This window comes from Stenotrophomonas sp. I18B00994 (assembly GCF_014145825.1).
Classification (GTDB): domain Bacteria; phylum Pseudomonadota; class Gammaproteobacteria; order Xanthomonadales; family Xanthomonadaceae; genus Stenotrophomonas; species Stenotrophomonas maltophilia.
On the sequence record NZ_JACIUW010000006.1, the window covers coordinates 79336 to 92458 of the forward strand.

A 13123-nucleotide genomic window follows, 5' to 3' on the forward strand; every position below is an offset into this window, starting at 1 on the left:
GGCGGGATGCGCGGGCCGTGGGCCAGCGCGGCGCGTTCAGCCCCCGGTGCTGCCGAGGCGGATCGTGTGTTCCACCCGGCCGCCGTAGTCGTTGATGGTGATGAAGCGGACCTGGCTGGTGCCCGCCGGTGCGGCAAACTCCAGGCTCTGCTTCGGTGCAACCATTGCGCCCTTGTCCTCGACGGCCTTTTCGGTGCCGCCGGTCACGGCGTGCACTTCAGCCAGGGTGACGTGGAAGGGACTCGGGTTTTCCACCCGCAGGCGATCGCCGGCGAGCGTCCAGTGCAGTGCTGCCGGTGCGTCGTTGGCGACGCCCTTCAGCCCCTGCGGCCGGTAGAAAAGCTTCAGGCGCGAACGGAACGCGACCTGCAGGTAGTTCTGGTCGCCACTGTCGGCGTTGTCCGGCGACGGCGGCACGTCCAGCACGTTGAGCCAGAACACCGACTCGCGGTCGGTCGGCAGCTGCGCACCGGAGAAGATCAGGCGCAGCGCCTGGCTGCGGCCCGGTTCGACGCGCGCGATCGGCGGCGTCAGTACGAACGGGGCGTCGCTGGTATCGGCGGTCTGGTTGGCGTCGCCACTGTCGATCCAGGCCTGGACCAGGGCGGGCGATTCGCCAACGTTGTCGACCTGCACGGTGACTTCGCGTGCCTGCGCCGGATAGATCACCCGCGTGCCATTGACCACCACGCCGGCCAGTGCGTCCTGGCAGAAGGGCAGCGCGAACGCTGCCAGCAGCAGCGCCCGGGGAAAGAATGCTTTCATCGGAAGTACTACGCTCGAGGTATGGGGCCAGAGGCCGCGAGGCACTGGCCGGCGCGTACGCCGGCCAATGCGGGTACGGCTGCGATCAGTTGTAGATGATCGTGTACTTGACGCTGCTGGTGACGTCGCCCGGGGTGGCGGCGGCAGTGGCGTAGTACTCGGCGTAGTAGTTCAGGTCGGCCGAGCCGTCGGTGCCGACGGTGACCCACTGCGAGTTGGTCTGGGCCTGGCCAGCGCCTGCAGCCTTGATCGGCAGGACTTGGTTGTTCGAGCCCAGCAGCTGCAGCTGCACGTTGGTGGCAGCGTTGGCCGAGGCCTGGTTCAGCAGGCGGCCGGTGTTGAAGTCAACGGTCGAACCCGGCTCGAAGTAGGTAGCGACGTTGCCGGCGCTGCACTTGGTGAGGTTGATCGCGAACGGGGTACGGCCTGCGACGTTGCCGGCGGCGGCCAGCGTGTTCTTGGACACGGTCGGCAGGTTGACGGCGAAGTCCTTGCCGCCCGGGGTCGAGATGGTGCAGGTCTTGTCGGTCACCTTGCCGGTGAAGGTGATGGTGCCGTCGGCGGCGTTGGCGGCCAGCGGAGCGGCGGCCAGCATCAGAGCGGCAATGAGGTTGATCTTGTGCATTCGCTTTTACCTAACCCTACTGAAGAGATGGAAGTAGAGGAGGAAGCAAGGAGCACTGCCGGGCGAACAAGACCCATCCTTGCGTCTCACCTGTGGCCGGATTCGGACATACGCTCCCCTGAATCCGTGACGCAAGTATATGCACAAGTGTGATGAAAGTCTCATTATTTTTCTGAACGTCAATTCATTGACGCTGCAAATGTGACGTGATAGCCGCAATGATGACCTTGGAGGTGCGGGAAGGTGACGGTCGCTGGATGAGGTTGGAAACGACCTTGGATGACGCTTCGGGTGGCGCGTTCGGCATGCATGGAAACAGGCCTTTTTCAGGTGGAAATCGACTTCTTTGATGCCCATCACTCTTTCTTGGTGATGGGCCTAGCAGATTCGGAATTGTCCTATTAAAGGCTGATCGAAGCTGTCGCTAACTAGGACACACCGAACCAGAGAACGTGTCATGAGAACCTCCCTTCTGCTGTGCGTGGCCCTGATGTCCATCAGTGCCGTGGCCCAGGCCAGCAGCGGCAGCATCCGCTTCAGCGGCCGCATTGTCGAACCGGGCTGCACGACCAATCTGTCCCAGGGCGAGCTGAGCCTGGCGGCCTGCCCGCCGTCGGCCAAGGGCTCGACGGTGGCTGTGACGGCGCTGGCCGATGGCCAGGCCGCAACGCTGCGCGATGGCAAGCGCCAGGGGCAGAAGCTGTCGGTGTCGGCCAGCGCGATGCGCGCCGGCGATATCGCCTTCTCCGAGCGCTACAGCGTGCAGGCCTCGAAGCAGCAGCCGTTGCAGGGCGCCTACCTGGTCGTTGTCGACTACCTGTAAGCAGCCCTGAAGGCCGGCGCGATTACGCCGGCTGCGGCAGCTCGAAGACCTGGCGCAGGTAAGCCAGGTAACCGGGGTCGTCGCACATGCTCTTGCCCGGCGAATCGCTGAGCTTGGCCACCGGCTGGCCGTTGCAGCGGACCATCTTGATGACGATGTTGAGCGGCGTCGGACCCAGATCATTGGTCAGGTGGGTGCCGACGCCGAACGCGACCTGGCAGCGGCCACGGAAGTAGTCGTACAGGCGCATGACCTTGGCGATGTCCAGGCCGTCGCTGAAGACCAGGACCTTGCTGCGCGGGTCGACCCGGCGCTGCTGGAAGTGCGCCAGCATGCGGTCGCCCCAGTCGAACGGATCGCCGGAGTCATGGCGGACGCCGTCGAACAGCTTGCAGAAGTACATGTCGAAGTCGCGCAGGAACGCGTCCAGGCCGACCACGTCGGACAGCGCGATCCCCAGGTCGCCACGGTACTCGCGCGCCCACGATTCCAGTGCCGCCACCTGCGAATCGCGCAGCCGAGGGCCCAGCGCCTGGAACGCCTGCAGGTACTCGTGCGCCATCGTGCCGTGCGGGGTCATGCCGTAGAGGCGGGCGAAGTGCACGTTGCTGGTGCCCACCAACTGCGGGCCCAGCGCATCGCGCAGCAGCGGCAGCAGGCGCGCATGCCAGTCGCGCGAGTAACGCCGGCGGCTGCCGTAGTCGGCAATGCGGCACTGTTCGAAACCGGGGGTATCGCGCAGCAGTGCCGCCTTGGCCTGCAGGCGGCGCTCGCCTTCGGCGAAGTCAGGCGTGGTGGTGTTGCGGAACCAGACTTCGTTGATGATCGCCAGCAGCGGCACTTCGAACAGGATGGTGTGCAGCCACGGGCCGGTGATGTCGAGTTCGATCTCGCCCGGCACGGTTTTCGAGGCACGCAACTGGATGTACTTGCGGTCCAGGTGGAACAGACCGAGGAAATCAGCGAAGTCCGGCTTCACGAAGCGCAGTCCACGCATGTAGTCCAGTTCCGCGTCACTGAAGCGCAGGCTGCACAGGTGGTTGATCTCTTCGTCGATCTGGTCGATGTAACGGGCCAGGTCGATGCCGGGGGTGCGGCACTTGAACCGGTACTGCACCTGCGCGCCGGGGTGCTGGTGGAGCACCGCCTGCATCATGGTGAACTTGTACAGGTCGGTGTCGAGCAGGGACTGGATGATAGGCATGGGGCGGATTATGCGCCTGGACGGGTGAACCGGGGGCGCCGCCCGTGGATCCACACCCTGCATGGATGCCCCTATCCATGCAGCCGAGCGCGGGCTCGGCTCTACAGGGACCGGCGCAACAGGCGCGGCACCAGCATCACAGCGTGGGCCCAGATCGCGCCCCACACCGCCACCCGCACCGGCAGCGAACGCTGCTTCGCTTCGAACTTCTGGAAATAGCGCCACAGGCCCTTGTGTTTGTGCCATTCAACGAAGAACGGCCGTGAGCGGCTGGAGACACCGCGCACATGGGTGACCTGCAGGTCGTTGGCGATCGCCACCACCGCGCCAGCCTCACGTGCGCGCCGGCACAAGTCCAGGTCTTCGGCGTGCAGGCGATAGCCGGCGTCCCAGCCACCGATGCGGTCGAACAGCGCACGCGGCATCAGCAGCAGCGCGCCAGACAACGCCGGCACCCGCTGCAGCGCCTGCTGCGGATCGCGCGGGACCGACAGCTTCGAGCCTTTGCCGGGCGAACGCAGCATCAACAGGAAATCCGGATCACGACGGCGCACGGCCTCGTCGGCATGGCCATGCTCGTCCAGCTGTTCGACACCCAGCAGGCAATCCCCCAACCGTTCGGCACGACTGCGCAGCTCGGCCAGAGTATCGGGCTCAACCATCAGGTCCGGGTTGATGAAGGCCAGCCACGGGCTGTGCGAATCGGCCACCCCCTGATTGTTTGCGGCGGCAAAGCCGGGATTGTCCGGATTGCCGACAAAACGCACGCGCGGGTCGTGGCTGGCATGGCGCTGCACGATATCCAGCGTGCCATCCATCGAGCCGTTGTCGATCACCCGGATTTCGGCCACGTCCCGCGCCTGGCGCAGGCGCGAGAGACAGGCATCGATGGTGCTGCCGCTCTGGTAGGTGACGACGATGGCGGCGATGGCAACATTCAAACGGGTGGCTCCGGCGCGGAAGGAACGAACAGGTCGCCCTGTTCCTTCGGCATTATCGCCTGCCGCATGCGCTGCTGCAGGTCGGCACGCAGCCCGTGCAGCGGGTCGTGCATCAGGAAGTCCGCCAACCGAGGCACCCAGCCCGGCCAGCGCGCGGCCAGCGCTTCAAGATCGCCGTCACGGCTGACCGCCTCCCCCGCCCGGCTGACGAAGGCGGTCTCGCACAGCACGTTGCGCCATCCCAGGCCGGCCATGCGCAGGCTCAGGTCCACCAGCGCCGCGTTCCAGCCGGCGTAGCTGTCCACGTCCAGGCCCCCGGCACGTCGACGCGCGTTGCCCCGCACCAGCACCGCATGGGTGACTGCGGACGGCAGCTCGGGGTGCAGGGTTGGCAATGTGGCACAGGTATGCGCCAGCAGGGCCGGATCATGGGGTTCGGGATTGATTTCGCCCAGCCGTGGCCACGCAGCGGTCTCGCCGGCATTGCACCACGGAGTTGCGGTGGCGATGGCGGCATCGCGGGCGAAGGTGTCCTGCAGCTGCTGCAGCCAGCCCGGCGCGGGCACGCTGTCCGGTGCCAGCACCGCCACGTCCATGCCATCGCAGGCGCGCAACATCTCGTCCAGGTGGGCCACCTCGCCCAGCGGCCGCGCGCGGCGGGTGTACTCGGCCTGCAGTGGCGTATGCGCCAACCAATGTTCCACGACCGCCTGCGCGCGCGGCCCGGTCTGCGCATCGTCGGCCAACCAGACCGCGGTGCCCGGCGCGGTGCCGGCATCCAGTGCGGCCAGGCAGCGGTCGAGCGCGGCATCGTCCACGCACAGCGGCAACAACACGATCGCCCCCATCCCGCCTCCGTGGTTGTCGGTAGCCACAGCCTAGCACCGGGAGGGTATCGGCCGGGTTGCACCCGGCACCCGCTTCAGGCCAGAGCCGAAGCCGAAGCAACAGCAGAAGCCGGCTATCCGTGGGATGGCGGGGTGGGTCCGGTTGCGGGGGACGCTGCAAGTCCCCCTTCCGGGGCCCGGCCCAGCCGCTGGCGGCTGTGCGTTCGGGCGCTTGCGAAGCAGTGCTTCGCAAGCAAAGCGCCCTCACCCATGTAAGCTCGGTCGCCGCATCCATGCGGCTCACGCCCCCGCAACCGGACCCACCCCGCCTTCGACAGTTTTCCGCGATCTGCCTGCTCTTCTGTAGAGCCGAGCCATGCTCGGCTCAGATCTCACAGATTTCGAAATATTCGATTTCGATGGAGAGTCATCCACGCATGGCGTGGATCGTGTCGACCAAGGTCGACACCTACCAACAGCCGCGGGGATCTGTCAGACGGTGGGGCGGTGTGGGTTGGCAGGACCGTTGGCGCCATGGATGGCGCCATCGAGCCCCCAGAGACGGGTTTACGGCGTGTCCTGCCAACCCACACCGCCCCGCCACCCCTCAGTAAACCCGCTGTTGCCGTTGCTCCGGCTCTGGCTCCGGCTCCGGCCTCTGCGGGTGCCGGGCGCAGCCCGGCCGCAAACCCCTTACTTCTTTGCGCGCGGCTGGTTCAGCGGCTCCATCGCGCGGAAGCGCTGGCTGTACTCATCGGTCAGATTCCGCGCTTCCTGCCCGTTGCGCACGATGCTCGGGGTCAGCAGCACGATCACCTCCGAACGGCGGCTGGTGCGGCTCTTCTGCCCGAACAGCGCGCCGACCACCGGAATCCGGCTCAGGCCGGGAATGCCGCTGCTGCCATCGGTGGCCGAATCGGTGATCAGGCCGGCCAGCATGATGGTGTCGCCGCTCTGCACCGCCGCTTCGGTCGACAGCTTCTTGGTGGAAATCCGCGGGTTGCAGTTGCGCTCGGTCGGATTGCAGTTGTCGGGCACGTTCGAGGCGCTGCTCACTTCCTGCACGATATCGAGGAACACCGTGCCATCGCGGGTTACGCGCGGGCGCACCTTCAGGATCACGCCGGTGTCGATGTACTGCACCGAACTGTAGGTGCCGGTGCCGATACCGGTGTTGACCGTGGTGGTGTTGATCGGCACCTTGTCGCCCACGTTGAGCGTGGCCTCGGCGTTGTTGCGCACGAACACCGAGGGGGTCTGCAGCAGGCGTACATCGGTGACCTTGTCCAGCGCGCTCACCACCGCCGCACCATTGTGGCCGGTGAATGCCCAGCCCAGGCCTTCGCCCCCGGTTGCGGCACCGGCGAAGCTGCTCCAAGAGCCACCCGCTGCTGCCGGCAGGGTCACGCCGCCCAATGCTCCCGTCAGGGCACGCCCGGCCACGGCATTGTCGAAGAACCAGTTCACGCCGTACTTCAGGTCACCATCCAGCGACACCTCGGCCACCTGGGCTTCGATGTGCACCTGCAGCGGCATCACGTCCAGCTTCTCGATCACCTCGCGGATCGAGCGCCAGGCCTGCGGGCTCGAACGCACCAGCAGGGTATTGGTCTCCTCCACCGCCGAGACGCCCACGCGATCGCCTTCCACTTCCAGGCTGACGCTGACGTTGCCGGACTGGCGCTGCGGCAGGTTCATGCTGCCGTTGCCGGCACCGCTGGAACCGCTGCCCGGGGTCGAACCGAAACTGCTGCTGTTGTTGCTGTCCATGCCGCGCTCGCCGTCGCTGCCCAGCTGCGATGGAATCGCGCCGGGTGCCAGCGATGCCGGGCTGGAGCCGCCGCGGTTGCCGCTGCTGGCGAAGGCTTCACTCAGCCGCTCGGCCAGGTCGCGCGCCTTGATGTAGCGCAGCTCGTAGGAGAACAGACGGGCGCTGCCACCGGCGGTATCGATACGGTCCAGCCACTGCTGGATCTGGTCCAGGTAACGCACCTGCGGGGTGATCACCAGCACGGCGTTGGCGTTTTCCAGCGGCAGGAAACGGAACATGCCGGCGCTGGGGGTCTTGCTCTCCTCGCCGAACACCTTCTCCAGATCGGCAGCGACCTGCTCGGCCTTGCCCGACTGGATCGGGAACACGCCCACCGACATGCCCGAGAGCCAGTCAACGTCGAAGATCTCGACGGTGCGCATGTAGTTTTCCAGCTCGGCGCGGGTGCCACCGAGGGTGATCACGTTGCGGCCGCTGTCGACGTTGACGATGGCATTGGGCCGCGCATACGGCTCCAGCACCTTCTTCATCTCGGTGGCGGAGATGAACTGCAGCGGGATCACCCGTACCTCGAAGCCACGCGCACTGGCTGCAGGCGCCGTGCTCGGCGCAACCGTACCGGCCAGCGCCTGGTCGGCAGCGACGATGTTGTAGCGGCCACCGCTGTAGACCATGCGGGCATTGTTCCAGCCCAGCACCATCTCCAGCAGGTTCAACGCCTGCGCTGGCGACACCGGCTTGGGCGTGGCCAGGGTGACCGTGCCCTGCACGCCCGGTGCGATCACGTAGTTCTGGCCCAGCATGTCACCCAGGATGGCCTTGACTACCGCGTGCACCGACTCGCCTTCGAAATTGAAGGTTGCTTCACCGGTGCTGGCGCCATGCAGCGCCGGTGCCGGTGCACGTGCTGCTTCGCGGTTGATCATGGTGCCGGTGCCACGGCGGATCACCGCCTGCGGAGCGCCCTGGGCGTCACGGGCAGCATCTGCTGCGACATCAGCTGCCTGGCCGGCCTCGGCAGTGGGCGACAGATTGCCCTTGCGCTGCACATGCGGCGCGGACACGGTGCTGCAGCCGACCAGCAGCGCGAGGGCAAAGGACCAGGGAAGAAAACGCAGGCTCATGCATTCACTCTATCGGTTGGTGCCATCGCCCGGGGGCGGCGACGGTTGTTGCTGCTGTTGTTGCTGCAGCTGGCGGCGACGGGCCTGGATGCGTTCGCGGATGGCCTGCATCTGCGCTTCGCTGGGGCCATTGGTGTTGGCAGGAGGTGCCGCGGCGGCGGCTGATGGCACGCTGCTGGCGGGCTGCGGCTGCGCGGTTGCGGTTGCGGTTGCGGTTGCAGCAGCCGGAGGTGGGGATGGCATCGGCGGTGCACCCGCCGGCGGTGGCACAACGACCGCACCCGCCGGCGGCGCGCCATTGGCACCCCGCAGTACGGTGGGCGGCTCGCCGCCCTGGCCATTGAACACGGCCAGTTCCAGCACCTGGCTGCCGCTTGGGCCGATCACCGTGGCCTGGCGCGGCGCAAGCCCCACAAGTTGCCAACCGTCCACCGCTTCGCCGTTGAGGCGCAGCCGCAGCGAACGGTTCTGTTCGGTGGTGAAGGTGGCCATGCCGAAGTCGCCGGTCAACAGCACGCCGGTCAGGCGCAGCGCGGCGCTGGCGGCCGGCTCGCTGCCACCGAGCAGGTAGGGCTTCGGCCTGCGGTCCTCGGCGAAAAGCGGTCGCTCGCCGATCGCGCTGTAGCTGTCGGCGCTGGGCATGCGTTCTGCGGCCAACGGCGGCAGCACCGGCAGCGAAGGCACCGCATCGGCATCGCCATCCGCACCTGGCAACTGGCTACCCAGACCGAAGCCGGTGGCCAGCCAGACCGCCGCAGCCCAACCGGCCAGGGCCAGCAGGAAACCGGTGCGCAGGCTGATCTGCTCAAGTTTCATCAGCGACCTCCTGTCCCTCGACCGGCGCCGCCGGTGCGGGGGCGGGTGGCGCTGAAGGCGGCTGCGGCGCGGACACCGGTTCGGCGGCAGGCGTCGGCGCACTGCCATCGGCTGCTGCACCGGGCAGCAGGTAACCGGCCAGTTCGAATGACACATCCAGGCCAAGCCCGGATTCATTCGGCGACTGCTGGAAGCGCTGCGCGATCAGGTTGAGGTTGTCGACGAACAGGCGCGGGCTGCCGGTCTCCAGGCTGTGCAGCACCGTGGCCAGTTCGGCCACGCCACAGCGCAGGCGCACCTGCATGGCGACGCGCACGAACTCGGCGTCGCGGCGGTTGTCGGTGAGCGGCGTGCGGTTGCTGATGGTGCAGCTGCGGTTGCCCGGGCTGGCCATCGCCACCGCATCCTGCAGCTTCGCGCCGAGCGCAGCGGCTGCAGCCTCGGCGGTGGCCTCGCGCAGGAAGCCCGGCCGCTGCTGCAGTGCCTCGCGGGTGGCACGCAGGCGCTGTTCGATCTGCGGCTGCTGCTGCAGCTGCGCCTGCACGCGCTGCTCGCGCTCGCGCAGGGCGGCGACATCAGCATCGATTTCGCGCAGCGGCTGGGTGAACCAGGGGTGCACCAGCAGCAGGTAGGCCAGGCCCAGCACTGCCAGCAACAGTGCCAGTGCCAGCCAGCGGTCACGGCGTGCGCTTGGCATCGGCATCGGCCGCCTCCCGGTTCGGGGCTGCCGCCGGCAACGGCTGCAGTTCAGCGGTCATGGTGAAGCGGTCGCGGCCACTGGCGGCGCCATCGGCCTGCAGTACGCCGGTCAGGTTGACCTTGCGCCACTGCGGCGCATCCTGCAGCAGCTGCACCAGCTGCGAGGCCTCGCGGCTCAGGCCGATCAGCTGCAGGTTGTTGTTCTCGATGGCCAGTTTTTCCAGGTACGTTCCCTCCGGCAGGCGCCGGGTCAGTTCGTTCCAGATCTCCACCGTACCCGCGCGCTGGCCGCGCTGCTTTTCAAGGAACGCGGCACCGTCGATCAGCGCCTGCAGCTGGGCACGTTCGCTGGCCACGCCACGCGCACTGCGCGCGCTGCGCTCCACCTGGGCACGCAGTTCGTCGGCTGCCGCGCGGCGATTGTCCAGCACCTGCAGGCCAGACAGCACCAGCATCACCACCGCGGCCACGGCCAGCAGAAGGTTCCAGCGCCGCATCGGGTCGGCCTGCAGCTGACGCTGCGCGGGCGGCAGCAGGTTCACCTGCAGAATGTTGCCCTGCGCATCAATGGCATCGACACCGGACAGTGCATCGGCCCATTGGCCCACGTTGCTGCGCCAGGCCTCGAGCTGCCGCAACGGCCAGGCCACCAGTTCGACCTGCAGCTGGCCCTCGCCCGCCGCGCCACGTTCACGCACGTCATAGCTGACCTGGCTGGATTCGAAAGGCGTCTGCCGGTCGATCTCGAAACCGACCACCGCACGCAGACGGTCCGCCGCCGCCGCCGGCAGGCGCAGCTGCCGGCGCAGCACATCGCTTGCCGGCAGCAGCCACACCCGCGGCAAGCTGCGCAGGCGGGCTTCCAGCACGCGATCCAGTTCGGCCGGGGACAGCGGCCACGGCAGCCGTACGACCGGTTCGCGGCGCTCCCCCGCCTCACGCCAGACCTGAAGGTGGTCGCCTTCGCGCTGCAGCAGCAGGCGCGCCTGTGCCCAGCCCAGTGCCCACTGCCAACGTGCCGGCACCCAGGCCAGCAGCGATTGCCGCCACCAGCGCAGGAAACGGCCGGCGCCAGGGCCGATCCGGCCCTGTACCTGCCGCACACTGTCCTGCCATGCCGTCATCTTGCTGTCATTCCCTGCTCCCAGCGAAGCACTGTGTAGGACCGCCCGGGAACCCCGCCCGAGCCATTGCGTACCACTGCCTGCAACACCGACCGGCGTCCACTGCCGTCGGTTGCACGAGACTCGATACTATAGGTGCCGCTGCTGCTGGCAAGCGTTGTCGCACCGCCAGCGGTATCTGCGTCACGCTCCTGCTGTGCGCGCTGCGCCAGCACGGTATCCGCATCCAGGCCCAGTGCGGTCAGCACCGGCGCGCTGGCAAACTGGGGATCCGGGCGCGCCTGGCGGCTGTACAGGGTCAGGTGCGGCAGCATGGTCTGGTACAGCGGGCCGCGCATGCCGAGTACCCGCTGCAGCTCGCCCAGCGTCTCGAAACGCTTGTTGCGGGGGCCATAGGGCAGGCCTGCCGCGGCATAGTCGGGCGCTTCGGCACCGCCGCCGGGCTGCAGCAGGCTGTCCTCGTCGCGCCAGTCGACGATCGCGCCGGCCAGCTGGCGGGCCTGCGCTTCGTCTTCACCCAGCGCCTTGAGGAAGGCGCTCAGCAGAGCCACGTCGGCCAGGTTCAGGTTGATCTTGCCGTTCTCGTCCAGCACCTTGATCTCGATGCTGGCGTCATCGAACTGCCAGCGATAGACACGGCCATCGGCGCGCCAGGGCGCCCGCTGCGGATCGGCGGACAGGCGCGTCAGCGCGTACTCAAGTCCCGCCCGTGCACGCTCCTGGCCTCGCGCATCATCATCCAGCACCCGCTGCTGCAGGTGCTCGACCCGCGCGCTCAACGCGAACGCGCCCACCAGCGCCGTCATCAGGGCGATCAGCCACAGGACCAGTACCAGCGCCGCGCCGTGCGCCCGGCTCATCGCGCTCCTCCACTGCCGCCCGCGCGCGGAGCGACCACCAGTGCAGGCCAGGGAGCGCCCTTGGCGGGCACGATCTGGATCTCCACCAGCATCGGCAGGCGCCGGGTGTCATCCCAGCGCGGCGTCCAATCAGTCACCTGCCCGGTGCTGGCATCGATGCCGCGATAGCGTAGTTGCACCGACTTGAGGTTCTCCACCAGCACCTCCGGTGGGCGCGGCGGAGTTTCGGCGATGCGCTCGCCCTCCTGCAGCAGCACCAGGTCGAGCAGGAGGCGTTGCTGGCCGCTGCGGCCATCCACCTGCAGTGCGTGCAGGTAGGCACCGCCACGGCCCAGATAGCCCGGTAGATCGGCCGCGAACAGCATGCGTTGCTCTTCGCCCTGGAAGAAGATCGGTTCGCGGGTGGGATCGGGCACTTCCAGCGGCGTGCGCAGCGCACCGGCCAGCTGCCGCCGCAGCAGAGCCTCGACCGCACGCATGCGTTCGCTCTCGGCGGCAATCTGCTCGCCACGCTGGCTCACCGCCATCGCCGAGCGCACGCTGGCAAAGGCCAACGCCAGGCCACCGGCCAACAGCACCGTGGCCAACATCACTTCCACCAGGGTAAATCCTGCGGCGCGTCGCTTCATCGCGCGCTCTCCAGGTCCGGCGGCAGCAGGCGCAGGCTGCGCCAGCGCAGTTGTTCGCGTTCGCCTTCGCCCCAGCGCACCTGAAGCTGCAGCTCGGCCAGCCAGGGAGCCCCCGGCGATTGCGCCTGTGCCTGTACCGCGTTGGCGGCACGCGGCTCGACCCATGGCTGTACCTGCAGCTCCCAATGGTATCGGCCCTGTTCCCAGTCGCCCTGCTGGCTGCCCACCTGCAATGGCGCGGCGACACCGGCTTCGGCCAGCAATGACTGCGCATGCAGCACCGCACGCGTGCGCAGCTCGGCCTCCCGGACCTGTTTCGCGCCACCTGACAGGCTGCCCAGCAGCAGCGTCAGCGCCAGGCCCAGCAAGGCGAAGGCGATGATCACTTCCAGCAACGTGAAACCACGCGCCTGCCGCTTCATGGCGCCTGCCACGGGCCGGAGCGGACCTCGCCGGTCAGCCAGCCGACATCGATGCGCCATTCGGCGCCCTCACGTTGCAGGCGGATGCGGCCACCACTGGAGCCACCATCGGGATGGAACTCGATCACGCCCTGCCCCGGCGCGGTGGCCAGCTGCGCGGCACCTTCGAACTGCACCTGCAGCTGCGTCGGCACATCGCCCTGCCGCTGGTTGGCCCCCTGCCAACGGCGACGCGCCGGTTCGATCACGAAGCGCTGCGGCTCACCGCGCGCGATGGCCTGGGCGCGCACCATGCGCAGCTGGTTGGCGATGTCCTTGCCGGCGCTGCGCAGCTGCATGCCGGCAAAGCCGCGCGACAGACCCGCAGCGGTGATCAGGCCGATCGCGGCGATCAGCGCGATCACCAGCAGCATTTCCAGCAGCGACAGGCCCGCTGCGCGCCTGCCGTGCAGGCGCGGGCGAGGCAGCCGGCGCGGCAGGAAATGCGTCATGC

The 13123-nt window shown here is 67.9% G+C and carries 14 protein-coding genes; 1 reads left to right on the forward strand and 13 read right to left on the reverse strand.

Going from position 1 to position 13123, the window contains the following annotated elements; genetic code table 11:
* Nucleotides 1–36: 36 nt before the first annotated feature.
* Nucleotides 37–765: a fimbria/pilus periplasmic chaperone gene (locus H4O10_RS08390; RefSeq protein ID WP_049452069.1), complete on the reverse strand. Its 729-nt coding sequence runs from the start codon at nucleotides 763–765 to the stop codon at nucleotides 37–39.
* Nucleotides 766–850: 85 nt separating this feature from the next.
* On the reverse strand, nucleotides 851–1390 hold the full coding sequence (locus H4O10_RS08395; RefSeq protein ID WP_033834853.1) for a fimbrial protein: 540 nt from the start codon (nucleotides 1388–1390) through the stop codon (nucleotides 851–853).
* A 457-nt stretch (nucleotides 1391–1847) separates the two neighbouring features.
* Here H4O10_RS08395 and H4O10_RS08400 point away from each other — a divergent pair, with 457 nt between their 5' ends.
* A complete protein-coding gene (locus H4O10_RS08400; protein WP_033834854.1) occupies nucleotides 1848–2213 on the forward strand; it encodes a hypothetical protein in 366 nt (121 codons plus the stop codon).
* 22 nt (nucleotides 2214–2235) lie between these two features.
* Here the strand turns inward: H4O10_RS08400 and pncB are convergent, their stop codons facing one another.
* From pncB to H4O10_RS08455, 11 genes are all read right to left on the reverse strand, one after another.
* Complete coding sequence (gene pncB, locus H4O10_RS08405; RefSeq protein ID WP_033834855.1) at nucleotides 2236–3417, reverse strand: nicotinate phosphoribosyltransferase; 1182 nt, start codon at nucleotides 3415–3417, stop codon at nucleotides 2236–2238.
* 101 nt (nucleotides 3418–3518) lie between these two features.
* The gene (locus tag H4O10_RS08410) at nucleotides 3519–4358 is read right to left on the reverse strand and encodes a glycosyltransferase family 2 protein (protein WP_033834856.1); all 840 of its coding nucleotides are present in this window, start codon (nucleotides 4356–4358) and stop codon (nucleotides 3519–3521) included.
* On the reverse strand, nucleotides 4355–5206 hold the full coding sequence (locus H4O10_RS08415; RefSeq protein WP_005412209.1) for a glycosyltransferase: 852 nt from the start codon (nucleotides 5204–5206) through the stop codon (nucleotides 4355–4357). Before H4O10_RS08415 ends, H4O10_RS08410 begins: the two co-directional genes overlap by 4 nt.
* A 672-nt stretch (nucleotides 5207–5878) precedes the next feature.
* On the reverse strand, nucleotides 5879–8080 hold the full coding sequence (gene gspD, locus H4O10_RS08420; RefSeq protein ID WP_033834384.1) for a type II secretion system secretin GspD: 2202 nt from the start codon (nucleotides 8078–8080) through the stop codon (nucleotides 5879–5881).
* 9 nt (nucleotides 8081–8089) lie between these two features.
* Nucleotides 8090–8896, reverse strand: a complete 807-nt coding sequence (locus H4O10_RS08425) for a hypothetical protein (protein WP_049452132.1) — start codon at nucleotides 8894–8896, stop codon at nucleotides 8090–8092.
* Entirely contained in the window at nucleotides 8886–9593 is a 708-nt protein-coding gene (gene gspM / locus H4O10_RS08430; protein WP_005412207.1) for a type II secretion system protein GspM, read from the reverse strand. The genes H4O10_RS08425 and gspM overlap by 11 nt, the downstream gene beginning before the upstream one ends.
* Nucleotides 9574–10719 (reverse strand): PilN domain-containing protein, encoded by a 1146-nt coding sequence (locus H4O10_RS08435; protein WP_012479115.1) that lies wholly within the window; start codon nucleotides 10717–10719, stop codon nucleotides 9574–9576. The genes gspM and H4O10_RS08435 overlap by 20 nt, the downstream gene beginning before the upstream one ends.
* Nucleotides 10716–11579 carry a general secretion pathway protein GspK gene (locus tag H4O10_RS08440; protein ID WP_049452131.1) on the reverse strand — a complete coding sequence of 288 codons (864 nt, stop codon included), beginning with the start codon at nucleotides 11577–11579 and terminating at the stop codon, nucleotides 10716–10718. The genes H4O10_RS08435 and H4O10_RS08440 overlap by 4 nt, the downstream gene beginning before the upstream one ends.
* Complete coding sequence (locus tag H4O10_RS08445) at nucleotides 11576–12208, reverse strand: type II secretion system protein J (protein WP_005412204.1); 633 nt, start codon at nucleotides 12206–12208, stop codon at nucleotides 11576–11578. Before H4O10_RS08445 ends, H4O10_RS08440 begins: the two co-directional genes overlap by 4 nt.
* Nucleotides 12205–12630 carry a prepilin-type N-terminal cleavage/methylation domain-containing protein gene (locus tag H4O10_RS08450; RefSeq protein ID WP_005408027.1) on the reverse strand — a complete coding sequence of 142 codons (426 nt, stop codon included), beginning with the start codon at nucleotides 12628–12630 and terminating at the stop codon, nucleotides 12205–12207. Before H4O10_RS08450 ends, H4O10_RS08445 begins: the two co-directional genes overlap by 4 nt.
* Nucleotides 12627–13121, reverse strand: a complete 495-nt coding sequence (locus H4O10_RS08455) for a GspH/FimT family pseudopilin (protein WP_005412202.1) — start codon at nucleotides 13119–13121, stop codon at nucleotides 12627–12629. The genes H4O10_RS08450 and H4O10_RS08455 overlap by 4 nt, the downstream gene beginning before the upstream one ends.
* Between the last annotated feature and the right edge of the window lie 2 nt (nucleotides 13122–13123).

Bases quoted from the DNA above. Each gene is read 5' to 3' on its own strand.
- H4O10_RS08390 (WP_049452069.1), bottom strand. From the start codon at position 765: ATGAAAGCATTCTTTCCCCGGGCGCTGCTGCTGGCAGCGTTCGCGCTG.
- H4O10_RS08395 (WP_033834853.1), bottom strand. From the start codon at position 1,390: ATGCACAAGATCAACCTCATTGCCGCTCTGATGCTGGCCGCCGCTCCG.
- H4O10_RS08400 (WP_033834854.1), top strand. From the start codon at position 1,848: ATGAGAACCTCCCTTCTGCTGTGCGTGGCCCTGATGTCCATCAGTGCC.
- pncB (WP_033834855.1), bottom strand. From the start codon at position 3,417: ATGCCTATCATCCAGTCCCTGCTCGACACCGACCTGTACAAGTTCACC.
- H4O10_RS08415 (WP_005412209.1), bottom strand. From the start codon at position 5,206: ATGGGGGCGATCGTGTTGTTGCCGCTGTGCGTGGACGATGCCGCGCTC.
- gspD (WP_033834384.1), bottom strand. From the start codon at position 8,080: ATGAGCCTGCGTTTTCTTCCCTGGTCCTTTGCCCTCGCGCTGCTGGTC.
- H4O10_RS08425 (WP_049452132.1), bottom strand. From the start codon at position 8,896: ATGAAACTTGAGCAGATCAGCCTGCGCACCGGTTTCCTGCTGGCCCTG.
- gspM (WP_005412207.1), bottom strand. From the start codon at position 9,593: ATGCCAAGCGCACGCCGTGACCGCTGGCTGGCACTGGCACTGTTGCTG.
- H4O10_RS08435 (WP_012479115.1), bottom strand. From the start codon at position 10,719: ATGACGGCATGGCAGGACAGTGTGCGGCAGGTACAGGGCCGGATCGGC.
- H4O10_RS08440 (WP_049452131.1), bottom strand. From the start codon at position 11,579: ATGAGCCGGGCGCACGGCGCGGCGCTGGTACTGGTCCTGTGGCTGATC.
- H4O10_RS08445 (WP_005412204.1), bottom strand. From the start codon at position 12,208: ATGAAGCGACGCGCCGCAGGATTTACCCTGGTGGAAGTGATGTTGGCC.
- H4O10_RS08450 (WP_005408027.1), bottom strand. From the start codon at position 12,630: ATGAAGCGGCAGGCGCGTGGTTTCACGTTGCTGGAAGTGATCATCGCC.
- H4O10_RS08455 (WP_005412202.1), bottom strand. From the start codon at position 13,121: ATGACGCATTTCCTGCCGCGCCGGCTGCCTCGCCCGCGCCTGCACGGC.